We start from the raw sequence: 23,965 nt of genomic DNA, 5'->3' as shown, positions 1-23,965 counted from the left end.
ACTAAATATCTTAGTAACAAAGATATTATTTTTTTATATACCAAAAACACTATCCTGCTCTAAATCATCTCTTTTTATCTTTTAGAGATATATTAAAGAGCCGATTGTCAGAATAAATCAGATAGGTAGTTGAAAAAATCCAGTGCTATGCAGCTTAGCTGTTTTTAATTTTATTAGCCCATAAAAGGCTGATCGCCCACTTTGCCTTGAAGTTTTTATAATAACGAAACGGATTCCGGATGGATTGGTGCTTATAAAACTTAAAAAAAGAAACCGTTTTATAACCTTCCAGTTGCGTTTTGGATTCATGTAGTAGTCTATATAACATTACTGTAGGTGATGGTTTTGGCTGTATTTTTTCGTCTTTCCAGGCCAACTCAGGTTTCGATCTAAAACCGCCTATTGGAGCTTTTAAGTGTAGTATTTGAGGAAATGGAAGATAAAGCACATCATATCCTCTATTGCGAAGTTGCATTCCAAAATCGGCATCTTCTCCAAAACCAAACTCAAAACGCAGGTCAAATTGAAGTCCTTTTAAAGCGTCTGCTTTTACAATACTACAACCTGATCCAAATGTTTTCCATTGAAAAACAGCATCGAATACGGTCTTTTCGTTGATTTGCAGGCAGCTTAACGTATTCACTTCATTTCCGTATTTAGCAATCTGACTAAAAGCAGTTTCCAGGAAATCTTCTCCGACACGGATGTCATCATCTGCAAAAAAAACCCATTCGCTTTCTATTTGAAACAAGGCAATATTTCTAGCATTGCAGGCTCCTGCCTGATGCGTGAATGTATGCGAAATAGCAAATGGCCAGGAAGTATTTTTCAGAAAATCCAAATGGCTTTGGCTTCCCTCGGTAGGGTTCTGCTCTACAATAATAACTTTTCGGGGCAACTGTGTCTGAGCAGCCAAATCGGATAGAAACGTATATAGATATTGTTCCCTGCCGATAGTCGGGATAACAACATCAGCCGTTGCTTTATTTATAATTTGTCTGGAAGATTGAACAATAAGAGTATCCAACGCCTTACCATCTGTTTTTCTTCTACTATAAAATAAGCTTTGAAAAAAAGCCAATAAAGCCCACTGTTTTTGATGCAGAATACAATTAAGCAATAAAAGGAATACCCATCGAAACTTGTAATGCTGGCGTACAAACCTAAAAACAGTTTTTGTACTCGCTTTTGGAGTTTTATAGTTCGTATCAGAATGCAAAAGCAATCGAGGTTCGGAGTAACATAAAAGTCCATGTGGCATCCACAGCTTTGCTAAAGAATGCAGGAAATAATCGAAATCCGTATCGCGTACGATTTCCTTTTCTAAGCGCAACAATACCTCGCATGATATTCCGCCTATGGCAGCACTGGCAAACCAAGTCGCGTATTTGGTATTCTTGTTAGGATTGGCAAACAGGCTTTCATCCACATATCCGATACTGTCCGGAAAATAATTCTCTTCAGCCGGATTATAAAAAGCCATTATTTTTTTATGATGGAAAATCTCTGAAATGCTTTCCTTATTGAAATGATTTCTTTGGGATTCATGACACCAAAATAGCAGTGATTCAGGAAACGCATGGGCTGCTTGAAACAGAGTATCTGCAATCGAAGCCAAACGCACCGGAACATCTTCTCCTAAAGAATCGTTCCAGACCTGTGTCACCGTATTATTTTGATGGTAGAGGATAATCATAACTGCTGCTTGTAAAATTCTATATTTTGCAGGACTGTTTTACGTATATCAAAAATATTCTCAACACGTGTCCTTGCATTTTTACCCAACTGCAATACCTGATTTTTGTCGGTAATGAGTTCGTTTATTTTTTCAGCATACAAACTATGATCTTTTGGATATACTAAAAAGCCGCTTTCTCCATCAATGATTAATTCTTTTGCCCAACCAATATTGCTGTTCACAACAGCCTTTTGCATCGCCATACACTCAATTGTTACCATGCCAAGAGTTTCGGCAAAGGTTGGAAATACACATACATTGGCCTTTTTGATATGTTCCCGAATCTCACTATAAGGCACTCTTCCCAGATAGCTGACCTTATCTTTCAATGATTCGTCTAACATGGAATGCAACAACTGCCAGGTTGAAGGCGATTGCGTCAGCAAATCATAAGAATCAGAACCGATTAGTAATAATCTGATTTCAGGATTTTTTGCAACGGCTTTTTCCAAAATAGCAGGCAGTTCCAACACGCCTTTTTTTCTGATAATAGTCCCGATATATAAAATCAGTCCGGGTTCAAAATCCTGTGGAGTTTCATTTGAAAAATCAGAAAGCAGGATTCCATAATGCAGTGTCTGAATTGGTTTGTTCTTGATTTTAAAAATTTCTTTTGTCAAATCACCAGCAAATTGTGTCGGTGCGATATAGGCCTTTGCCTTTGCCAATCCGAGCTTTTCAAACCAAAAGTTCTTACGTTTCTGCTTTCGGTTTTCCAAATGGCAGAAATAAGCATCGCTGCCATGAAAACGGATAACCAAAGGCGCATTCAGATTCATAAAGGCAGTAATTCCTGTCCAATCCGGAGCTTCTACCAAATCAATCCCATCTTGTGAAATGTACCGATTAAGATAGTTCTGAAGGTGTTTCCGGTAAAAATACCAACCAAAAGTCTTATATTTTTTATGTTGTATCAGATGAATCTTTATGCCGTTTTCTTCCAGAATTTCATCCGTTTTTTGAGAATACACAAAAACCGAAACCTTGATTCCTTCCTTATGTAAAGCCAGAACAAGGTTCTTGATGCTGGTTCCGATTCCGGCAGCATGTCGTACCTTTTCATGAGGATATTCTGGTGTTAGAAAAGCAATATGCATTATTGAAAAAATTTATCAAAAAGAAACTGTGTAAAGATAGTAGCTCCTTTTTCGTTCATATGTCCGCAGGAAGAAAAATAATCATCTTGGGTTACTACAGTTTCAAAATTATGAACTTCTGGATATAATTTGACAACATCTTCAAAATATGCTGCATTTTTTACGTTCTCGCACATGGGTGTTGTTACGGCAATCAGGCGTATTCCATTCGCCTTGCAGATTGCTTTAATCTTTTCATAAGCCGTATTTCGTTTCGGACTGTATTTAGAAAGGTCATACTTCATGTTTTTTCCTTTTCCTTTTAATGGATAAAATCCATGACGCTGTAAGGATTTCGACGGTCTTTGCGCTACTGTAAAAAATAATTCTCTGGCTCCTATTTTCGCATCATATTTCAGATATCGGTAAAACGGCAGATAGTACAGTTGGTCAAAACCTTTTATGTTTTTATAATAATCGTTAATCTGATCCGATTTTTTTAAATAGGGATAAAAATAAGCTCGGGTACCTTCCGAAAATCCATTGGAATTGATGTTTAAGTCTACCTCAACGACAAGACTTTTAATTTTTGTTCCTTTTGCCAACAGCAGTTCTAAAAGCAAAGCACTTTCTTCCAATCGGGAGCCACTCATTCCAAAATTATAAGCCGAATAGCCTTTATCAATAAACAACTGCGGGACAAAATGATTGTTGGCTCTTGATGAACCTAAGAAAATCACATCATAATTTTCAGGTTTGCCTGCATAAGCCAATGCTATCTTGTTTCTGGGTTTACTGCTTACATAACCAGCCGTGAAAGCATAATCCAACAGGTATAGTACGGCTATAAAACCGATAAAAACCTTAAGCAGATAAAGCAGGAATCTTTTCATCAGAACTGGAAATAAATAAAACTTTTGTACTCGCTATACACTCCAAACAACAGTAGAACAGCAATGGCTAAAGCAATTTTCAGATAGCTGAATCGCCCTGAAACGGGTTCAACTTTATAGCGATTGAACCATTCAAAACCAACAAACACTACAATCATGAATAGAAGTTCATAATTATAACGTTCAATGCTAAAATACTGGCTTTTGAATTTCAAATCAGTAAACATTCTCTGTATATAACCAAATGCATCGGTAATTGTTGGTGCCCTAAAAAATATCCAGGCAAAACACGTCAATAGAAACGTCAGTCCTATTTGAGGAATCAGTTTGAGTGCCTGAACTGCATTTACATTTTCGATATTTCCGGTATGTATCCTGTTTTTCTGGCTCAAAAGCAATGGCAAAAAATATAATGCATTTAAGAATCCCCAAACCAGATAAGTCCAGTTGGCGCCATGCCAAAAGCCACTTACCAAAAAAATAATAAATGTATTCCTGATTTTCATCCACGTTCCGCCTTTACTGCCTCCAAGCGGAATATAAAGATAATCCCGGAACCAGGACGAAAGCGAAATATGCCAACGCCGCCAGAATTCTGCAATATCCCGGGAGAAATAGGGATAGTCAAAATTTTTGAGCAAGTTGATCCCAAACAATTTAGAGGTTCCAAGGGCAATATCTGAATAACCTGAAAAGTCTCCATAAATCTGGAAAGCAAAATAAACCGCTCCCAGCATAAGCGACAGGCTGTTCATGTTTTCGTAATTATCAAAAATAGCGTTGGCATATTGGGCGCAACTGTCCGCAATTACTATTTTTTTAACCAATCCCCATAAAATCTGATGCAAACCTTCCTTTGCTTGCTGATAGTCAAAATTTCGCTTGACTTTTACCTGTGGCAAAAGATGTGTCGCTCTTTCTATTGGTCCGGCTACCAATAGTGGAAAATAGCTCACAAAAAGCGCATAATCTATGAAATTCCGTTCGGCACGGATGCGTTCTTTGTAAATATCGATGATATAAGAAAGTCCGTGGAAGGTATAAAATGAAATTCCTACCGGCAGTACCAAATTCAACAATAGCGGATTGGCCTGCAAACCAAATCCTTCTAACAGTTTGGAAAAGGAAACTGCAAAAAAATCATAGTATTTGAATACGCCAAGAAATCCAAGATTTACACCTACGCTAATCCAAAACCATGTCTTTCTACTCGCTTTCGATTGGCTGTTTTCAATTTTTAATGCTGTAAAATAATCCAGCCCAGTTGAGAAAACCAACAGAAACAAAAACCTCCAGTCCCAACACGAATAAAAATAGTAGCTTGCTATAATCAGCAATGCATTTTGTGCTTTCTTGGATGTCTTGAACACAAACCAATAAAGACAAAAAACAACAGGAAGAAAAACCGCAAACGACAGGGAGTTAAAGAACATATTCTAGCGGATTATGTTGCGTATGGCTTCCCAAATCCGTGCAGAAGCATTCTCAATGGGCTGTTCGTTGATAACTTGAAACCATTCTTTTGCCGCAGCTACATTCGATTCTGGATGTTGCAACCCTGCTTCAATGCAGTCTGCTATTTCCTCAGGAGAATTTAGCCAGATGACAGCATTTTTAGACGGCATGGAACGAAAATGAACATAATTATAAATCTTTTTGACTGATGAGTTGCTTCCTGCTGTACGATCTGTATCATAGTTGACAAAACAGCAAGGCTTATCATAGCATACATAATCAAAAACCATAGACGAACCCAGATTGACCACCATTTCTGTATGGAAAATCGTATTCTGTTGCAAGATCACATCTTCACGGGTAGGCAGGATAGTATTCCAGCCTTCTCCAATCTTTTTCCATAATGGCGGCAGATTGACAATCAAATCTTTATTGGATTCCAATACCGTATCATAACGTGAAGAGAAGTCGACAGGACAACGACGGAACAAGATTCCTAAATTATGTCCTTTGGCATTTAACGCATGGACTGCTTTTGCCGTATCTGCGAGATATTGTTGGTCATCAGGTGAAGTTGTAATGTCGTCTCCTGAATAACAGATGTATTTTTTTGTACTATCCAAGCCATTTGTTTCAAAAAAAGCCTGTCTTGTCTGAATAGTCGCTTTGTTGGCATGGGATTCAAATTGTGGTGTGCCCGTTACAAAAACCTGTTCCGGACGTATATAGTCATAATAATAAAGCAGTTCCTTTTTCATGTGGTCGCTCCAAACAAAATAGTAGTCGGTTTCAACGACCATAGTTGCTTTTGGGAGATTGTCCCATGAAAAAATAAAAGAAGCTGTCGGGATTCCTAAATCGCGTGCTGCCAGAAGTGGCGCAATAGCCAGTACCGGACGTTGGTTGGTGCAAAAAACCATGGCCGGTTTTTCTTTTTGTAATGTGGCTAAAGATTCTTGGTAAAAACTTGTCTTGCGTTCTAGTTGTTGTATTTTTTTTCGAACTGTTTCCAATCCTTTTTTTGATGAACTGGTCGCAATAATTCCGCGGGTAGCCATGCTCTTTAGCGAACCTTTCAGTGTTTTATACGAAAAAGGAAAGCGGTAGGCGTCATAAACCGCATCACCGCTCTTTTGTATGTTTAGGTTCAGTTCAATATGCTTTCTGGCATTTTTATAGATATCAGTCAGCGGATGCGTTTTTGCCCTGCTAATTTTTACTTCTTCATAACCGGATGCTTTTAAATCAAAAGGCGTATTGTTCCAGAAAATCGGTTCAAATCCTTCCTTTTGCCCCAATTCATGGAAATGAGAATACGCAAAATTGCGCAGGCCTATGCCGTCTGGCAGTAGTATAAATATTTTTTTATGGTGCATCAATATCCCTAAATTGCTTCTGATGATTCAGTTGCCAAATATCTTGATTTTTTAATGAATTGAGGAATAATTCGGCACTGTTTCCGGCGCCAAAATCTTCTTTTTCCGGATTGACCGTATGGCTCTCGATTATTGTAAGCGCATTACTTATAGCTTCAACGCTATAATCTACATTGATGATTTCCGAATGTACGGCTCTATTTTGCTGACGTGTTCCAATATTGATAATTGGAATGCCGTAATATGGAGCTTCCCGGATTCCTGCACTGCTGTTACCAATTATGAATTGGGCATTTTTCAACAAGGTCAGGAAATATTCAAAACGAAGAGAAGGGAATATCCTGAACCTCGGATTGTCTTTTAATTGTTGGTACGAATCTAATATTGCTTTGCTTCCCAAATCATTATTTGGATAAATAACCACGTAATTATGGTTGTCATTGAGCAAGGCTTGCGTAAAATTAGCAGCATATTCCATCATGTATTTTGCTTCCGTTGTTACGGGATGGAACATGGCAATAGCAAAATCATCAAATTTAATATCGTAATATTTTTTTGCGGTTTCCAGATCAGGAAGATTTTCAGAAAACATAATATCTACATCAGGAGAACCAATAGTAAAGATCGAAGAAGACAACTCTCCCATCTGAATCAGTCTTTTGGCGGCCTGTTCGTTAGACACAAAATGAATGTGACAGAGTTTGCTCACACTATGGCGAATCAATTCATCAACAGTTCCTGAAATCTCTCCGCCTTCAATATGTGCTACCAGAATATTATTAAGCGAACCTACAATAGCTCCGGCCAATGTCTCTACTCTATCACCATGAACGATAATCAGGTCTGGTTGGCATTCTTTGACATAAGCAGACAAACCTTCAATTGTTTTAGCCAGCGTCAAGTCCATTGTTGTTTCGTCTGTATGGTTCGAAAACGTATGGATATTTTTAAAACCACAGCGCTCAATTTCAATAAGCGTATAGCCATATTCCTGTTGCAGATGCATTCCTGTAACGGCAATATAGGGCACAAATTCCTGGTCTTTTTCCAATATCTGGATTAACGATTTTATCTTCCCGAAATCTGCCCGGGTTCCTGTAAGAAAAAGTATTTTTTTCACGGCCTACTGAATATCATTCCAAACTAGCTGTTCATCATTCCCAATGGCTCTTGTTGCCTTTTTACCCAAAATATCATTAAAGTGTTCTGCAAGAATTTTTCCGGTTCCCGGACGTTTTACCCAGATATTTTCTTTGGTAAAAATTTCTCCTTCTGCAATTGGTTTGATAGAACAGACTGTCGCAAAAGCAAAATCAATCGTGACTTGTTCTTCTTTTGCCGGTTCTTTACTTCCACCTCGCATTTGCCAGATTTCATGACTGCCTGTAATCAATTCTTTGCAGGCTGTTTCATCCATACTGCAAACAATATCCGGTCCTGTACGATTCATGTGATCTGTAAAATGTCGTTCTAAAATAGAAGCGCCCAAAGCCACAGCACCCAAACAAGCGTTATTATTAAGCGTATGATCGCTCAGTCCGAAAACCTTATCCGGGAAAGCCTCATGCAACTCCGTCATCGCACCAAAACGCACCAGATGTATTGGTGTTGGATATAGATTAGTCGTATGCAAAAGTGCTACGGGAATATTATGTTTGTCAAAAATAGCAACTGCTTTCCTGACGCTTTCAATCGTATTCATTCCGGTACTCAATATGACCGGCTTTCCAAAACCGGCAATATGTTCCAATAATGGATAATTGTTACATTCTCCTGAACCTATCTTATAGGCAGGAATATCAAATTTCTTTAAACGTTCTGCTGCTGCACGAGAAAAAGGCGTTGAGATAAAAATCATGCCTTTGCTCTCTACATATTCTTTTAATTCGAGTTCTTCGTTTTCATTTAGTGCACAGCGCTCCATGATTTCGTAAATAGAAACCGTTGCGTTTCCCGGAACTACCTTTTTTGCCGCACCGCTCATTTCGTCCTCAACAATATGGGTCTGGTGTTTTACGACTTCGGCTCCTGTCCTATGCGCTGCATCAACCATTTCTTTGGCAACAGCAAGCGAACCTTCGTGATTGATGCCTATTTCTGCAATGATCAATGGCGGATAGTCCATTCCTATTTTTCTTCCTGCGATTTCTATGTAGGGCTTCATTATATAGTATTCTGTTTTATTTATTTTTTTGGTATAGGTATTCGGCGTAATCAAAATCTTCAGCCGTATCGATGTCAACCTCGACAAAGGCATGTTCTACCAATAACGGATAGGCATTTTCGCTGATAATTGTTTCTTCTAAAATCAAATCAGATTTGCAGATATACAACAGCCCATTTTCAAAATACAAAGGTTCTAAATCCTGGCTTCGTTGTCCCGGTTTATAATTAAACGGCACAAATCTATTGTTCTCTATTTTTCCTAATTTATGATGGCTGCGTGTTACCGTAAAAAGACTTTCGCAGTTCTCCTTTTCATATAGTTCAAAAGCTTGCTGTAGTAATTTTTCAGGGCGTAATGGATTCGTAGGCTGTAACAAAATTACTGTTTCAGGTTTTGTTTCCAAAGATTGCAGAACGTGCTTCAAGGCTGTTACCGTAGGTTCGTGGTCGCCCGCCAAATGCGCTGGTCTTTCAATTACCTCAGCACCATATTCCAAAGCTATTTTTTTGATTTCTGAATCATCTGTGCTTACAAAAACAGCATCAATAACATTTGAATTTGCTTTTGCATATAAAATACTGTGTGCTATTAATGAAAGTCCGCCAAGCAACATCAAGTTCTTTCCCGGCAATCTTTTTGATCCGCCTCTGGCTGGAATTATGGCTATCGTTTTCATCGTTCCAAACTTTTTTTAGCTTCTGCAATTCTCTCATCCATGCCTTTATTCCATGCTGTTCTTGAATACAATGCTTCCGGAAGTGAAGGATAGTTTCGACTTCCCGACAAAAATTCTTCTACCGCATCCATCCATTCTGTAATAAAATGCGGATTTTCAACCAGTCTTCCTAAATCACCATGCTGCAAAACTTCAGGCACACCGCCCAAAGCAGAGGCAATACAGTAACAACCACAATGGAGTGCTTCGATCAGACTTAGTCCGAAGCCTTCATGCCATAAGGTTGGAAAAAGATAAACATCAGAAGCCTGGTAATATTGCGGTAGTTCTTCATTCGGGATTCTTCCTAAAAAAGAAACTCCTTCAATAGCTTTATCGCGTTTAGCACCTATTACCAAAAGCGTGCAGTCTGTATGTTTTTCATAAATACGATTCCATACGTCCAAAATCAGATCCAATCCTTTTTTAGGTCGGTCTTGCGAACACCAGATAAAAACAGTCTTTGATGTCAGTCCTAGTTTTTCGTGTAACTTTTGTTTTTGTGACGCATCGACTTTATAAAATTTGCTGTTATCGATTCCGTTATGCAATACAGAAAAACGGCAAGGTAGTATGGTGTAGTACTCTTTATGGGCTTTATAGCTGTCATAGGTCAAGAGTACCATCTCGTCTATAAATTCATAAAAACCTCTGCTTTCGAAATTGCCATAAAAAGGAGCAAAACCATGATAGAAAAATTGAATATAACATTGGTTTCTTTTCCCTTTGGATTCTAAAAATTCCTGTAATGGCTTGATGATTCCGAAATTATCGACAATCTGGATGATATACTTTTCTCCTGATGCCAATATCTTTTCAAGGGCTTCGATATAACCGATGTAATTATTCTTTTGGTATTTTTTCTTGAGCTTGAGTGTAAGCGTTTGGCTTACAATGCTGTATTCCACATTTTGAAATGATGCATCAGGTTGTTCGCAAATGATATAATCAATCGCATGGTTGCTATTCAGGTAATTCTGATATAAAGTAGTCCAGCTTCCTATTTTTGGATATGGTAGCGGGAGTTGCGATATCAAAATTACTTTAGCCATATTTATTTTTTAAAAGGACATACGTCCATTAGGTTATTCTGCAATTCTTCTATTTTTGCGGCTTTCGGAAGTGAATTTGCTTGGCTAAAAAGTAATTCGATTTGACTATTATCCAGGGCTTGTGTCTGGAATTGTGGCGTATAGTTTTCAAGACCTACTGATTCAAAATAATCCTGGTATTTGATTCCATCGCCAAAAACATTTTCTGAAAACTTTATCCAAACAGCCGGGATCTGATAAGCATGTGCGATTATGACTCCGTGCAGAGATGAAGAAACTATTTTCCTGCATTGCAAAATCTGGTCGGTCACGCTTTCAATATCATTGGTCATCAGGTCGATAATCAGAACATTTTTATGGCCTTTATATAGTTCAGTAACGATTTGGTAATCGGCATAATGAGGAATTATTCCTAAATCATATCGTATTTCTCTTTCCGGATTATAAAATCTTGGCATTAAAAGTGCCGGATCTCCATAAATTTCAGGAACATCATATCCCTGTGCTATGAGATGCTTTCGTGTTTGTGGCCCACGAACAGCTAAAAATACGGCTTTTTTTATTTTATATTCTTTTGAAATGATACCGCTTCCCCAAACCACACATTTTCCACTCACTTGTGTCAGAATACTTCCCGCTGTGAAATACACAGTTTTAAAACTATCCAAAAAAGAACGTTTTTTAGGATGTGTCCAAATTGCTTTCTTTCCGGAAATCTTTTCCACAAGATAATGGCCTACTAAATCGCCATAGTTTTCCTTTTTCTTACCAGCAAGCTGAATTTCGCTCCACCAAAAAAGTCTGATATTTCCGTTTTGGGACATAAACCGGTTAAGTTGTTTTAAAAGTTTTTAGGAAAAGTGTATTTTGAATACAAATTTACAGAGAAGACAGGAACTATATACAACGGTGCCTGCTGCACTATATTTTCAATCTGTTCCCATTAGTTCAAAGCGAAAGTAGAAAATTTTATCTGATTTGCGAAAAGTAATTGCGGTTTGGCTCCCTATATTTTTTTACATTTGATAATGTCAAATCGAAATCAGGGATAATTGCAAGAGAACACAAAGGTAAACTTGCAGGTATTCTAAATTTCTTCAAAATTGTATTTTTAGATTTGTAGAATGAAAGCACCGAAAAAATGAAAATTCTGATAATAGAAGACGAAAATGAGCTTGCAAACAGCATTGTAGAATATCTTTCTGAAGAAAACTATCTATGTGAAGTTGCTCCTACCTTTACAGAAGCAATGAACAAAACAGAGATGTTCAATTATGACTGTATTTTATTGGATATCACATTACCAGATGGCAATGGGTTGAAAATTTTAGAAGAATTAAAAAAAGAGAACAAGCAGGACGGTGTTATTATTATTTCAGCCAAAAACTCTTTAGACGATAAGATAAAAGGATTGCAGATTGGAGCCGATGATTACCTTACGAAACCTTTTCACTTATCTGAGCTTACAGCCCGTATTTATTCTCTTATGCGTAGGAGGCAATTTAATAATTCCAATATTATAAAGCAGGACGAACTGGAAATCGACCTTTTAGCAAAAACCGTTTCTGTAAACTGTGAGCCTATTGCGCTTACAAAAAAAGAATTTGACTTACTTATTTACTTTATTGGAAACAAAAATCGTGTGCTTTCCAAAAGTATTTTGGCAGAGCATCTTTCAGGGGATTTCGCTGATATGCTTGACAATCACGATTTTGTATATGCCCACGTTAAGAACCTGAAAAAAAAACTATATGATGCCGGCTGTGAACAATATATAAAAACTGTTTACGGTACAGGCTATAAATGGGAAGGATGAAAAATTTATTACAAAAATCACTCAGACAGCTTACCATCTTTGCATCTATCATATTTACATTGAGCATTCCGTCTTATTTTCTTTTGGTGGACTGGATTTGGCTGAAAGAATTAGACGAAAACAATCATCTTATTGCCCAAAGAATAGAGAATGAATTTAATGAACAAAATATCAGTAACGAAAAATTAGCTGAAAATATTAAATTCTGGAATGAGATACAGCCGGTTAGCAGAATAGAGTATGTTGGACAAACTTTATCGAAAGATAGCCTATACACTATCAGGCGGCTAAATGTATATTCTAAAAAAGAAGTCGTAGATCGTTTTCGCGGTTTAAAAACCAATATTCAAATCAACAACCAGAACTATGCATTGGTTGTCGAAACCAACGTTGAAGAAACAGAAGAAACCGTTGCTTATATTGCTCTTGCCACAATATTGTTCTTTCTTGTTTTAGTTATTGGATTTTGGGTTTTAAACAGAAGGCTTTCGAAAAAAATATGGCAGCCATTTCAGGATACTTTACAGAAATTAAAGTCGTTCCAATTAAACAGCCAGAAGCCGATAGACTTTCAGGAAACCGATACCATTGAATTCGCTGAATTGAATGCAACTCTTGATAAATTACTCCAACATAGTATTGCCACATATAGAAATCAAAAGGAATTTACGGAGAATGCTTCCCATGAATTACAGACACCGTTGGCAGTCCTAAAAAATAAGGTGGATATTTTGCTGCAAAGTGACGATCTGACCGAAAAACAGTACCACATTGCGGAAGAAATGAACAAAGCACTGTTAAGGAGTTCGCGTACAAATAAAAATCTGCTATTGTTAGCCAAAATCGAAAACAGCCAGTTTGATAGTTCAGAGCTTATCCATTTCGATACTTTGATAGCTCAAAGCATGGAAGGCCTGCTAGAACATTTTAAAGAGAAAAACCTAGCTGTCAGTTCTGATATCCAGCCGGACATTGAAGTAAAAGGCAATAGCGCATTATCCGAAGTCTTAATCAACAATCTTATCATTAATGCGATTCGTTATACTATACATGGAGGTACAATAAAAATCGGATTGTCAAAATCAGGTTTTGAAATTCGAAATTCAGGAGAACAGGTACTCAATTGCGATTTAATGTACAAAAGATTTTCAAGAATCGCTTCCGATACTAACGGTAGCGGATTGGGCTTGTCTATCGTTCAGGAAATATGCAAGTTTCACGGCTGGCAGACAACCTATAGTTTTAAAAATGGCGAACATATTTTTAAAATACTATTTTAGATGGCTGTTCGAAATATCTTTAGTTATTTCTTATAAAAATATCGTATCTGTATAAAAATTCTAAATTTCTTCTAAATTGGTAATGTTCTTTACTCGCTTTTTAACGCGTAACTTTCATGGACATTAATGTTATCAATAATTTTTCAAGACTTAAGGCAACTCTATTTTTATTGCCACTGTTCCTATTAGCTGCAATTGCCTTGCTTCTGTATAGTCAGAATTCCTTATGCGTTGAAGGCTACATACAGTTCCAAAAGAACAGTTTCTTTTTTATCAACCACCATCTTGGGCAATATCCAAACCTACAATATAACCTTACCCAATTAGGAGATGCACTGGTCTTTTTGTCGTTTTTGAGTATTTTCATAGTTTATGCTCCAAAAGTCTGGGAAGCTCTGCTGTCAGGTTCGTTGGTTTCTCTCGTGTTTTGTGGTTTCCTGAAAAAAATATTCGCTATCCCAAGACCTCCTGTGGCGTTTGACAACGAGAGCTTTATCATTGTGGGGAAAAGACTATCCGGATGTAACAGTCTTCCTTCCGGGCATTCGATAACAATCTTTACTATATTTACCGTCCTGCTATTTGCTTTTATGCCTAAAAAATTAATAAATAAAATTTTATGGTGTTTCGCGATAATCATTACGGGATTACTATTTGCTTTTTCGAGAGTGGGCGTTGGAGCACATTATCCGCTTGATGTTATTATAGGCTGTATTCTGGGATTCATGTTTGGTCTTGCTGGTATTTTTATAAGCCGAAAATATAAAATCTGGGCCTGGATAGGCAATAAAAAGTACTGCCCTATCTTTATGTTGCTGTTCCTTGCTTGCAGTATTTCGCTCGTATGCAGAATAATTAATGAAAATTTGACGATATTTTATCTTGCTTTTGTTAGTTTAGCCGTCACATTGTATAAAATTATTACTGTCTATGTTAAAAATAAAAAGTGACCTGAAGATAGCCCATTTCGCCTTGTTGGTGAGTTTACTAAATTTCCTGTTCTTTCATTTTCCGTTCTTTGCCTATGTCTTCAACAACGTTGACTATAAAACAGTTAACGGAATCATACTGATTATAAGTCTGGTAATTCTAATGGTTGTTGCCAATGCGTTTGCCTTTTATCTTATACTCTATCTCTTGCGTAGAGTCGGTAAATTTTTATTGGTTTTATTTTTTATCATTAATTCAATTGCAGTCTATTTTGTCAATACTTACAGTGTGATAATAGACGAAAGTATGATTGGCAATGTGTTCAACACCAATTATGAAGAATCCAGCAGCTTTTTTTCTTTTAAACTAGTACTATACGTAATCCTGTTTGGTATTCTCCCAAGCATTTATATCATTAGGACAAAGATAATAAGTGTACCGCCAAAGAAATTTTTGATTACTTCCTCGCTTGCCCTGCTGTTTATTGTAGCCATGGCATTTGCCAACGCCAGTAACTGGTTGTGGATTGACAAGAATTCGAAACGATTAGGCGGACTTGCAATGCCTTGGTCTTATTCTGTAAACACGTCGCTGTTCTATATTCATCAGTACCAAAAAAACAGAAAAGAAATCCTATTGCCGGATGCTACCATAAAAGACAATCGAAAATCAGTCGTAGTTCTTGTTATAGGAGAATCTGCAAGAAGTCAGAACTTTTCTTTGTATGGCTACGGAAGAGATACGAATCCGTTACTTTCTAAAACGCCAAACGTCTTCCATTTTGATGCTTCTTCCTGTGCTACTTATACTACCGCAGGCGTAAAATGCATACTCGAACATGCTGATACCGGCGATTTATATGAAATTCTACCTAATTACTTATACAGAAACAATGTGGAAGTTATTTGGAGAACTTCCAACTGGGGAGAACCTCCGGTGCATATAAAAAATTACCAGAAAAGAGATGACCTGAAGGCGGATTGCCAGGGCGAAGGATGCGGCTATGACGAGATTCTTCTCTCCGGACTGAAAGACCAGATAGAAGCCAGCAAAAAAGACAAAATACTGGTAGTACTGCATACCAGTACAAGTCACGGCCCTACTTACAGCAAAAAATATCCACCTCGATTTGAGACTTTTAAACCCGTATGCAATAGCGTTGAATTAGGAAATTGTTCCCAACAGGAATTAATTAATGCTTATGACAATACTATCGTTTATACGGACTATATTCTGCATAGCGTAATTGAGGATCTGAAAGAGCTAAAGGATTACCAGAGCACAATGCTCTTTGTTTCTGACCATGGAGAATCTTTGGGAGAAAAGAACTTATATATGCACGGGTTACCTAAAGGTATTGCTCCTAAAGAACAATATGAGATTCCTTTCATCGTATGGGTGTCTGACGGCTCAAAGCAGCTCAAACCTAACAAAACACTATCACAAAACCATGTGTTCCATAGCGTTCTGAACTTTTTGGGTATAGAGAGTCCTGTTTATAATGAGGAACTGAACATTTTTAAATAGTTAAACTATTTAAGTATTCTAAATTTATTCTAAATCAGTTTGAAATTTTGTACCTGTAAATGAAAAATTTCAGGTTATGCGTTTTAATAAAAAAATTTCAATCAGTTTTATCTTCTTATTGTTGGGTGTTGTTTCGTTTGCACAAACAACATCTGTTACCATTTCGGGTATTATAAAAAACAAAGCTGATAAATCGGCTATCGCTTATGCAAATGTTGTAGTAAAAAGCGAAAAAGACAATGCATTTGTAGCTGGTACGGTAACCAATGACGAAGGAAGATTTTCTATTGCCAATATTAAGCCTGGAAACTATCACCTCGAAATTTCATTTATTGGATTTGAGAACAAAGAACAGCCCTTATTCGTTGGCAGCCTTTCTGCTTTTTTAGATATTCCCGCCATAGAGTTGGATGAAATAGCAATGACTTTGGAAAGTGTAGTTATTACTGGAGAAAGAAGTGACATAAGCAATAAACTGGATAAAAAAACCTACTCCGTTGCCGATAATATCAGCCAGAGCGGTGGTTCTGTTTTACAGAGTATGCAGAATTTGCCTGGCGTTACCGTACAGGACGGTAAAGTCCAGTTACGAGGAAATGACAAGGTTACTGTTCTGATTGACGGCAAACAGACTGCGCTGACCGGTTTTGGCAGCCAAACCGGACTTGACAACATTCCTTCTTCTGCCATTGATAAAATAGAGATTGTCAACAATCCATCATCTAAGTATGACGCAAACGGTAATGCAGGTATTATCAATATTGTCATGAAAAAGAACAAACAGGAAGGTTTTAATGGTAAAGTAGGTTTCACATCCGGTACGGGTTCGCTTTGGGTTCGAAAAGAAAATCTGCCGACTATCAGGCCGCAATATGTTTTTACGCCAAAAGCCAATCCTTCCTTATCGCTTAATTACAGAAAGGAAAACATAAACATCTTTATACAGGCAGACAATCTTTATACCGAAACACTAAACAAGAATGAGTTTGTAACACGAACTTATGACGATGGAACTGTTATCAATTCACAGCTAAAACGAAACAGGGACACCAACTTTTTTACTACAAAAGCAGGAATAGATTGGGCAATTGATGGGCAGAATACCCTGACTGTTTCCGGAATGTACGGCAACGAAAAAATCATTGATCGTGGCGATCAGCCGTTTTTCAACGGAAATATGTCACAACGTTTGCGTCTTTGGCAGTTTTTGGAAGATGAATTGAAAACCACCGCAATGGCTACAGCAGCGTACCAACACAAATTTAAGGAAGCAGGCCATTTATTGAATGTTGGTTTTAATTATACCTTTCACAGAGAAGACGAGCAATATTTTTATGACAATTATCTGCCGACATCTACAGGAACAGATGCATTTAAATTATTATCTGACGAACAGGTATATGACTTCAATATAGATTATATCAAACCTTTGAAATATGGACGCATTGAGACCGGTGTCAAACTTCGTAACAGAAGCATTCCAACTAATATGCAGTTCAAACCCGGAGTTAATTCTGTGTTGGATATGGATGCCGGAGGTTGGGCAAATTATAAGGAACTAATACCGGCTGTGTATGGGAATTATGTTTTTGAAAATGAAAAATGGGAAGCTGAATTGGGTCTGCGTATGGAATATGTGAGGATCAAATATGATGTCAATCCGGATCATAGTACATACAAAAGTGACGGCTACAATTATACGCAACCGTTTCCAAATATGAGATTGGCCTATAAACTCAATGACAACAACAAACTTTCTGTTTTCTATAATCGTAGAGTAGACAGGCCGAATGAAGTAGACATCCGTATTTTTCCAAAATATGATGATGCTGAGATTATCAAGGTTGGGAATCCTGCCTTACGCCCGCAATATACCAATTCAGTAGAACTTGGCTATAAAAACAGTTGGAGCAACGGTTATTTCTATTCAGCATTGTACCATCGTTTTGCAAACGGAACCATTACAAGAATATCAAGCATTGTTCCGGGAAATACGCTAATCTATGCTATATTTCAAAATGCAGGCAGAAGCTACAATACCGGCATTGAAGCCATCTTAAATCAAAAAGTTTCTGATGTGTATTCGTTTAATGTTAACGGAAATATTTACAGAAACCAGATAGATGCCTTTACGGTACAGAATCTGTATCCTCGACCTAATACTTTTTCGGCTGAGAAACAAACTGCAATTTCAGGTAATTTGAAACTGAACAATACATTCCGATTTGCCAAAGGTTGGGATGCGCAAATGACAGCCGTTTATTTAGCACCTGATATTATACCACAAGGAAAAATCCTATCCCGATTTTCAATAGACGCCGGATTGAAAAAATCCGTTCAGAAAGGCAAAGGAGAAATTTTCCTGAATGCGACCGATTTGTTGAACACTATGGTTATTAAAAGAAAAATAGACGGAGCCGGGTTTGGTTATACCGCCAATGATTATTACGAAACGCAGGTTATTCGATTAGGGTATAGTTATAAGTTTTAAAAACATTCTTTAGTAATTCCTATTCCAAACTCCATAACTCTAACTCTGTTCATAAAAAACTGCAGGAAGATTAATTAATTTTCTTGAATTATTTAAAAATTGTCATGTTTCCGAAATATGGAAACTTAAGCAATTATTTAAGTAAACTTCTCGACAAAACAATCATTCTCTGATTAGTTGAGATAAAAAAATACAATTTTTTAATTTATTTATATACAATTTTTATAAAAAATTATATAATGTCGATTTTTTTTCGTACCTTTGTATAAACAAAAAATCTCTGCGCCAACAGAGATTTGGGGTTATCCAAGGGAATTAAATATTTAAATCAGTATGGAATTAATGAAATTAGACTGCGAAGATAATAATTCTTCGCGAAGAATGCAAGGAAAAAGAACACTTGCTAATTATGAAACTTCAAAAATGGAGTTGGAGAAAGAGATAATATTATTGTTTAAAACTTATAAATCAGCATTATATAGTACACAACAACAAATGTTAAGCTTTAAAATTGAATTTAGGTCGAGAGCACTCGAGGCTTCAATTATGCAAAGTTTTTTTGCTGAGTATCTAAAAGAAAACTTTGGAAACAAAGCATTTTATGGAAAATACAAAAGACTTATTTTGAGAAGTAATGGGTATCTTATTTTATTTAAGAAATTTAATAATAAAGGTATGCCTATGAATATTAAAACTATTAATGTTCAATCAATACTCAATCAAAATCAAGTTTTAGATTTGTTTGCGAGTAGCGACTATAATGATGAACCAATATTATATTTTGGTTACAAAAAGAACAGGTATGGGGAATATGTTAATCCTCAATTAATTTATGTTGACGAGGGTAATATTGTATTTTCAATAGGTCTTGATGACATGGATTCAGGATTAAGTATAACTAAAGTGAATGATGCACCAGTTGGAGTTTCTCCAACTATTAGAGAAAATAATATAAAAAAAGCAAATTAATAACCCTTCCCTTGGGTAATTCTAATTAATAAATAAAAAAATGAATCATAGACAATTAACTTTTGCAAGAGAAATTCGAGGATATAGTCAGACTGACTTATCGAGTTCAATTAAAGGTCTGTCTCAATCAAATCTTTCTAAATTTGAAAAAGGATTGAGCGTTTTGTCGGAAGAAATTCAGAGTAAGATTATTGAATTCCTCAACTTTCCAGTTGAGTTCTTTGATAGAAAAATCAATACTTCTATTGAAAATGGTAATTATCGCAAGAAAGCAAATATTACAAAATCTGATATTCTAAAATTTGAAAATAAATGTAAAATCTTAGGTTATATAATTGACGAAATGGCACAATCATTAAATTGGCCAGAATTCAAGCTAGTTCCTCTTAATGTCGAAGATGGTTATTCCCCAGAATATGTGGCTAACTATAATAGGAAAATATTAAAGCTACAAAAAGATGAACCCGTTAAGAATATTTGTTCAATTCTTGAAAATAGTGGCATTATTATTTATGAAATGGATGCTTATGATAAGTTTGATGGCATATCTTTTTTTACTGAGCAGGGCTATGCAGTTATAGTAATTAATAAAAGTTTTTCTAATGACAGAAAGAGGTTCACTATTGCACATGAACTAGGCCATATTCTTCTTCATAATGAGAGTAATTTTCCAGTTTCAGAATTTAGAGATGAGAAAATTAAGGAAAAGGAAGCTAATTCCTTTGCAAGTGAATTTTTAATGCCCGCTAATGAAATTAAAAACTCTTTAAGAGGTATTACTCTTGGAGATATTGGTAGGTTAAAAAGTTATTGGTTGACATCTATGGGATCAATAATCATAAAAGCAAAAAATCTTAATTGCATAACTGAAGATAAATACAAATATTTCATGATTGAAATGAGTAGAAACGGCTTCAATAAGAAAGAACCTGTAGAAGTATTTATTGACAAGCCTCAATGCTTCAAGAATGGATATTTTCTATTTAAAAATGATTTGTCATATAATGAAGACGATTTCATAAACTCCATGAATCTTCCAAAAGATATTCTGGATGATATTTTTTATTTTGACAAAATGGTTATGTTAAAAGTTTTTAGAAATTAATCATTTATAGACTAAAATGTATTAAAAAAAGAAGGCAAATTGCCTTCTTTTTTTAATAAAACATATATCTAATTAAAATAATATATTCTTTCTTTTTATCTAAAATAATTTGCTTATTGGACACAAAAACAATCTAAAGCGAATAAAGATTGTTAACAAAAGTATTAGGTGTTTTCTAAGAAAAATTTCAACCAATCTGTAATAAAAGAGTTGACCCTAAAATAATACATTATAGTTTTATTTTAAAAATAATACTTTTTAAATCTTCGCTAACCTGATAGCTATAGGGTTTTGTATGATAAAATGAAACAATGTGTCGCAGGATTTTATCATTGATTTTTTTCAGGCTGTAAAATTGCGGAACTTTTTTGCCTAATTTTTTCTTAAGCAGGTATTTTAATTCCTTTTGGATAGGGTTTTCTTTTATTTCTACAGCCAGAATCTGATCTTTAGAATTAGGTAGCTGTTGGTATAAAAAATAATTGATTAGCTTTTTTTCATTAGACAATAGTGTGGCGGGAAAATCTTGTAATTCTTCCCATTCTGTTTTGTCCATTATATGTCCCCAACCTTTTTCATTAACTTGTGTAATACCTGATTTTTGGTTGTGCAGCAAGTGCTGGTGATTGATTTCTACAATACCAGACATTTGTAATTCTTTATTCAGTGTTTTGGTTTCCCGTTGGCGGTAATTTGGATGCCATTGATGCAGCATCAACAGTTTTTCATCGTAATAGTTCACTTTGCATCCCGCATTTTTCATGCGATTATGAACGTCTGTGTCTTCGGCTCCCCAAAAATGAAAGAACTCGTCAAATCCATTTATCTTTTTCAGATACGAAACCGGAAACAACGTCATTCCAGTGGCTTCTTCATTGGTTTTAAAATTAATCGGATAGGATTCAAAAGACCCGTCTTTCTTAGTATCATTTTCTGAAAGAAATCCTACCTGAAAATAAGTGACCGTATCTGGGTTTGAACATTGTTCTAATACTGAGGTAAACTCAGGATGGAAAATCATATCAACATCAGCAACAAAACAATAACCATCGTCTAGCTTTTTTATGGCATAGTTTAAGGCTTTGCATTTATTCCAGGGTTGGTTTTTTGAATACAGGTAAGTATAGGACGTAAAATCATATTTCCCGACCAGAGCTTTTGCTTCTGCAGCAATGGCATCTTCAGAACCATAATCTACAAACACGACTTTAAAGTTTTGTACTTTTTGTTGCGCCAACGAATCCATAGAACGCTGTATGCGCTTTATTTCACGGTTTCGATACGGATAGAGTATGGTTATCATTGTTTGCTATTTTAAAAGCTTCTCGCCTTTTCCGATAATTTTCAGCGAAAAGTAAGCTAAAAATACTTTAATCCAACGAATAAAAATTTCCAAATTAAAAAAAGATAGTTTCCTAAGCAGCGTGAATAAGGCTTTTAGATCTTGTTTGCTTGAAATTACAAATGGCAAATACTTCATCATTGCCTTGAAAAAATGCAATTTCAGGTCGTTAGAAAGCCTGTCTTTTTTCTCCAATAATGCTATCAGTCGGATAACGCTATGCAAATGTGAGATTTTTAGTCTTGTATTTTTCCTGTTGTCGATATGTGATGTAATATTCTGCGGATGTTTCCTATAATAGGTCAGATACTCGTTTACAACTTCAAGGTTGGGTTGTTCGATAAGCATTCGCGCATAAAAATCACTGTCCTGCCCGGCAAGAAGTTCTTCATCAAAAAGCTGCTTTTCTTTTAAAAAGGCACTATTCCACATAATATCCGGCAAATACCAGGAAATCTTCAGTTTTAAAAAATCTTTGAGTGTATTTTCGGTCAGAAATGTTCTGTTTTCGCGTCCCGTGATATTTTCTATGTTATTTTCAAACATCATTGTTTTAGAAATGACGCCATCGGGTTTGCTATTATTGCTTAGAATAGCAACTTTTTTGCTGATAAATTCGGGATCCATGATATCGTCACTGTCAAACCAGTTTATAAATTCGCCTTGTGACATTTCAAATCCATAATTGCGACAGGCATTGGCTCCTTTTAGTCTTTCAGCAGGTCTTTTGTAGAGTTTAAATCTTGAATCCTGACTGATAAATGCTGACACAACTTCAACAGAATTGTCGGTTGAATGGTCGTCAACCAAAATGCATTCCCAATTTAAAAAGCTTTGCGACCTGATACTTTCTAGGGTTTCTATAATCAGATGTTCCCTATTATAAAGCGGAATTAGGATAGAGACTTGCGGCTTCACGAATTAGATACTTTTAAAATCAAATCGTTAAGGACATCAATATGTCTTTTCATTGAAAAATTAGCGCGTATGTTCAAACGGCCTTTTGCTCCTAATTCTTTTGCAAGCTGCTTATCTTTCAAAACCGATTTCATATGTTCTGCCATCATTTTGACATCATGTTCGTCAAACAGAAGTCCTGTTTCGCCATCAATAATGACTTCGGGAATTCCGGCATGTCTTGATGCAATAACCGGTAAACCGGCTGCGCTTGATTCTAAAACAGCCAGCGGAGTTCCCTCCATATCGCCATTTTTGGCCGTAATGGAATGCTGCACAAAAGCCAGAGATTCTTTCAGATAATTTTTAACCTCTTCCGGAGTTACTGCTCCTGTAAACTTTACGGACTTTTCTATTTGACAATAACGGGAGATGTTTTCACAGGTTTCTAATAGATTACCATCTCCGCATAATACCAATGTCGCTTCAGGAAATTCTTTCAGCGTTTCGGTAAAGGCAAGCAAAGTATAATAAGGTGCCTTTTTTCCGGTAAATCTGCCAATAGACAAGAATTGCGGTTTTGAGAAAACAGGCTCCAAATCAAAGAATATTTCGTTTGGGCCGTATATGTTTTTTACAATTTTTTCTTTAGGACAGCCTAGTTCTAAAAGTTTTTTATGCATCACTTCAGACACCACTATTACATAGGTTGCATAGTTGAACATGGCTGCATATTGTTTTTCAAATTCTTTTATAGTGGCGTGAGCAGAAGCATCATAACCATGAAAATGGATTATCAAGGGCAATCCGGATTCTTTTATGACATCAATAAATTGTGCCGCCGTTGTTCCGTATTCAAAAAACAATACGTCAATCTTATTTTTCTTCCACGAATCGAGCAAAGCCTTTTTTTGCGAATGCAGTTTTTTAGAAGAAACAACATCCATTGCTTTGCCGAGCAGCTTTTTTGTACCGCTTAACAACTCACCCTCGCCTTCTAATTTGACATTGGAAACCGAGCCATAATAATACTTAATGTTTCCATTAAGCTCATTTTTATGAGCCTGGATAAACGTTTCAGAATAAGCATTCTGAGACGGCGCTACAATGGCAATATTTAAACTGTTACTTTTCAA

General features: G+C 36.2%; 20 protein-coding genes. 7 read left to right on the top strand and 13 right to left on the bottom strand.

Annotated features, from left to right (window positions below; all coding sequences use genetic code 11):
• Positions 1–154: 154 nt before the first annotated feature.
• From ABH942_RS12170 to ABH942_RS12125, 10 genes are read right to left on the bottom strand one after another with little or no spacing between them, the layout of a single operon-like run.
• Positions 155–1,696 carry a glycosyltransferase family 2 protein gene (locus tag ABH942_RS12170; RefSeq protein WP_370032313.1) on the bottom strand — a complete coding sequence of 514 codons (1,542 nt, stop codon included), beginning with the start codon at positions 1,694–1,696 and terminating at the stop codon, positions 155–157.
• Positions 1,693–2,835: a glycosyltransferase family 4 protein gene (locus tag ABH942_RS12165; protein WP_370032312.1), complete on the bottom strand. Its 1,143-nt coding sequence runs from the start codon at positions 2,833–2,835 to the stop codon at positions 1,693–1,695. Before ABH942_RS12165 ends, ABH942_RS12170 begins: the two co-directional genes overlap by 4 nt.
• Complete coding sequence (locus ABH942_RS12160; RefSeq protein WP_370032310.1) at positions 2,835–3,707, bottom strand: hypothetical protein; 873 nt, start codon at positions 3,705–3,707, stop codon at positions 2,835–2,837. Before ABH942_RS12160 ends, ABH942_RS12165 begins: the two co-directional genes overlap by 1 nt.
• The gene (locus tag ABH942_RS12155; protein ID WP_370032309.1) at positions 3,707–5,140 is read right to left on the bottom strand and encodes an MBOAT family protein; all 1,434 of its coding nucleotides are present in this window, start codon (positions 5,138–5,140) and stop codon (positions 3,707–3,709) included. Before ABH942_RS12155 ends, ABH942_RS12160 begins: the two co-directional genes overlap by 1 nt.
• Before the next feature lie 3 nt (positions 5,141–5,143).
• Positions 5,144–6,538 carry a UDP-glycosyltransferase gene (locus ABH942_RS12150; protein ID WP_370032307.1) on the bottom strand — a complete coding sequence of 465 codons (1,395 nt, stop codon included), beginning with the start codon at positions 6,536–6,538 and terminating at the stop codon, positions 5,144–5,146.
• Positions 6,528–7,658: a UDP-N-acetylglucosamine 2-epimerase gene (neuC, locus tag ABH942_RS12145; protein WP_370032305.1), complete on the bottom strand. Its 1,131-nt coding sequence runs from the start codon at positions 7,656–7,658 to the stop codon at positions 6,528–6,530. Before neuC ends, ABH942_RS12150 begins: the two co-directional genes overlap by 11 nt.
• 3 nt (positions 7,659–7,661) lie before the next feature.
• A complete protein-coding gene (gene neuB / locus ABH942_RS12140; RefSeq protein WP_370032303.1) occupies positions 7,662–8,702 on the bottom strand; it encodes an N-acetylneuraminate synthase in 1,041 nt (346 codons plus the stop codon).
• Positions 8,703–8,718: 16 nt separating this feature from the next.
• The gene (locus ABH942_RS12135; RefSeq protein WP_370032300.1) at positions 8,719–9,381 is read right to left on the bottom strand and encodes a cytidylyltransferase domain-containing protein; all 663 of its coding nucleotides are present in this window, start codon (positions 9,379–9,381) and stop codon (positions 8,719–8,721) included.
• Positions 9,378–10,472 (bottom strand): glycosyltransferase family 4 protein, encoded by a 1,095-nt coding sequence (locus tag ABH942_RS12130; RefSeq protein ID WP_370032298.1) that lies wholly within the window; start codon positions 10,470–10,472, stop codon positions 9,378–9,380. Before ABH942_RS12130 ends, ABH942_RS12135 begins: the two co-directional genes overlap by 4 nt.
• 2 nt (positions 10,473–10,474) lie before the next feature.
• The gene (locus ABH942_RS12125) at positions 10,475–11,296 is read right to left on the bottom strand and encodes a polysaccharide pyruvyl transferase family protein (protein WP_370032297.1); all 822 of its coding nucleotides are present in this window, start codon (positions 11,294–11,296) and stop codon (positions 10,475–10,477) included.
• A gap of 317 nt (positions 11,297–11,613) precedes the next feature.
• On the opposite strand from ABH942_RS12125, the gene ABH942_RS12120 reads away from it, so the two are divergent.
• From ABH942_RS12120 to ABH942_RS12090, 7 genes are all read left to right on the top strand, one after another.
• Positions 11,614–12,288, top strand: a complete 675-nt coding sequence (locus ABH942_RS12120; RefSeq protein ID WP_370032295.1) for a response regulator transcription factor — start codon at positions 11,614–11,616, stop codon at positions 12,286–12,288.
• The gene (locus ABH942_RS12115) at positions 12,285–13,568 is read left to right on the top strand and encodes a sensor histidine kinase (RefSeq protein WP_370032293.1); all 1,284 of its coding nucleotides are present in this window, start codon (positions 12,285–12,287) and stop codon (positions 13,566–13,568) included. Before ABH942_RS12120 ends, ABH942_RS12115 begins: the two co-directional genes overlap by 4 nt.
• Before the next feature lie 116 nt (positions 13,569–13,684).
• Entirely contained in the window at positions 13,685–14,518 is an 834-nt protein-coding gene (locus tag ABH942_RS12110; RefSeq protein WP_370032292.1) for a phosphatase PAP2 family protein, read from the top strand.
• Positions 14,499–16,025 carry a phosphoethanolamine--lipid A transferase EptA gene (eptA, locus tag ABH942_RS12105; RefSeq protein ID WP_370032290.1) on the top strand — a complete coding sequence of 509 codons (1,527 nt, stop codon included), beginning with the start codon at positions 14,499–14,501 and terminating at the stop codon, positions 16,023–16,025. Before ABH942_RS12110 ends, eptA begins: the two co-directional genes overlap by 20 nt.
• Before the next feature lie 76 nt (positions 16,026–16,101).
• Positions 16,102–18,516, top strand: a complete 2,415-nt coding sequence (locus tag ABH942_RS12100; RefSeq protein ID WP_370032288.1) for a TonB-dependent receptor domain-containing protein — start codon at positions 16,102–16,104, stop codon at positions 18,514–18,516.
• A 333-nt stretch (positions 18,517–18,849) separates the two neighbouring features.
• On the top strand, positions 18,850–19,485 hold the full coding sequence (locus ABH942_RS12095; RefSeq protein ID WP_370032286.1) for a hypothetical protein: 636 nt from the start codon (positions 18,850–18,852) through the stop codon (positions 19,483–19,485).
• Positions 19,486–19,525: 40 nt separating this feature from the next.
• A complete protein-coding gene (locus ABH942_RS12090) occupies positions 19,526–20,590 on the top strand; it encodes a helix-turn-helix domain-containing protein (protein ID WP_370032284.1) in 1,065 nt (354 codons plus the stop codon).
• A gap of 229 nt (positions 20,591–20,819) precedes the next feature.
• Here ABH942_RS12090 and ABH942_RS12085 read toward each other — a convergent pair whose 3' ends face one another.
• From ABH942_RS12085 to ABH942_RS12075, 3 genes are read right to left on the bottom strand one after another with little or no spacing between them, the layout of a single operon-like run.
• Positions 20,820–21,893 carry a glycosyltransferase family 2 protein gene (locus tag ABH942_RS12085; RefSeq protein WP_370032281.1) on the bottom strand — a complete coding sequence of 358 codons (1,074 nt, stop codon included), beginning with the start codon at positions 21,891–21,893 and terminating at the stop codon, positions 20,820–20,822.
• Between the two features lie 6 nt (positions 21,894–21,899).
• A complete protein-coding gene (locus tag ABH942_RS12080; protein WP_370032279.1) occupies positions 21,900–22,850 on the bottom strand; it encodes a glycosyltransferase family 2 protein in 951 nt (316 codons plus the stop codon).
• The gene (locus tag ABH942_RS12075; RefSeq protein WP_370032278.1) at positions 22,847–23,965 is read right to left on the bottom strand and encodes a glycosyltransferase family 4 protein; all 1,119 of its coding nucleotides are present in this window, start codon (positions 23,963–23,965) and stop codon (positions 22,847–22,849) included. The genes ABH942_RS12080 and ABH942_RS12075 overlap by 4 nt, the downstream gene beginning before the upstream one ends.

The organism is Flavobacterium sp. 28YEA47A, assembly GCF_041262125.1.
GTDB lineage: Bacteria > Bacteroidota > Bacteroidia > Flavobacteriales > Flavobacteriaceae > Flavobacterium.
The sequence above is the reverse complement of the archived record's forward strand: the minus strand, read 5'-3'. Positions and strand labels throughout refer to the sequence as shown.

What these genes read in the sequence shown, in the direction of transcription:
- ABH942_RS12170 (WP_370032313.1), bottom strand. Translation starts at nt 1,696, where the DNA reads ATGATTATCCTCTACCATCAAAATAATACGGTGACACAGGTCTGGAAC.
- ABH942_RS12165 (WP_370032312.1), bottom strand. Translation starts at nt 2,835, where the DNA reads ATGCATATTGCTTTTCTAACACCAGAATATCCTCATGAAAAGGTACGA.
- ABH942_RS12160 (WP_370032310.1), bottom strand. Translation starts at nt 3,707, where the DNA reads ATGAAAAGATTCCTGCTTTATCTGCTTAAGGTTTTTATCGGTTTTATA.
- ABH942_RS12155 (WP_370032309.1), bottom strand. Translation starts at nt 5,140, where the DNA reads ATGTTCTTTAACTCCCTGTCGTTTGCGGTTTTTCTTCCTGTTGTTTTT.
- ABH942_RS12150 (WP_370032307.1), bottom strand. Translation starts at nt 6,538, where the DNA reads ATGCACCATAAAAAAATATTTATACTACTGCCAGACGGCATAGGCCTG.
- neuB (WP_370032303.1), bottom strand. Translation starts at nt 8,702, where the DNA reads ATGAAGCCCTACATAGAAATCGCAGGAAGAAAAATAGGAATGGACTAT.
- ABH942_RS12135 (WP_370032300.1), bottom strand. Translation starts at nt 9,381, where the DNA reads ATGAAAACGATAGCCATAATTCCAGCCAGAGGCGGATCAAAAAGATTG.
- ABH942_RS12130 (WP_370032298.1), bottom strand. Translation starts at nt 10,472, where the DNA reads ATGGCTAAAGTAATTTTGATATCGCAACTCCCGCTACCATATCCAAAA.
- ABH942_RS12125 (WP_370032297.1), bottom strand. Translation starts at nt 11,296, where the DNA reads ATGTCCCAAAACGGAAATATCAGACTTTTTTGGTGGAGCGAAATTCAG.
- ABH942_RS12120 (WP_370032295.1), top strand. Translation starts at nt 11,614, where the DNA reads ATGAAAATTCTGATAATAGAAGACGAAAATGAGCTTGCAAACAGCATT.
- ABH942_RS12115 (WP_370032293.1), top strand. Translation starts at nt 12,285, where the DNA reads ATGAAAAATTTATTACAAAAATCACTCAGACAGCTTACCATCTTTGCA.
- ABH942_RS12110 (WP_370032292.1), top strand. Translation starts at nt 13,685, where the DNA reads ATGGACATTAATGTTATCAATAATTTTTCAAGACTTAAGGCAACTCTA.
- eptA (WP_370032290.1), top strand. Translation starts at nt 14,499, where the DNA reads ATGTTAAAAATAAAAAGTGACCTGAAGATAGCCCATTTCGCCTTGTTG.
- ABH942_RS12100 (WP_370032288.1), top strand. Translation starts at nt 16,102, where the DNA reads ATGCGTTTTAATAAAAAAATTTCAATCAGTTTTATCTTCTTATTGTTG.
- ABH942_RS12095 (WP_370032286.1), top strand. Translation starts at nt 18,850, where the DNA reads ATGGAATTAATGAAATTAGACTGCGAAGATAATAATTCTTCGCGAAGA.
- ABH942_RS12090 (WP_370032284.1), top strand. Translation starts at nt 19,526, where the DNA reads ATGAATCATAGACAATTAACTTTTGCAAGAGAAATTCGAGGATATAGT.
- ABH942_RS12085 (WP_370032281.1), bottom strand. Translation starts at nt 21,893, where the DNA reads ATGATAACCATACTCTATCCGTATCGAAACCGTGAAATAAAGCGCATA.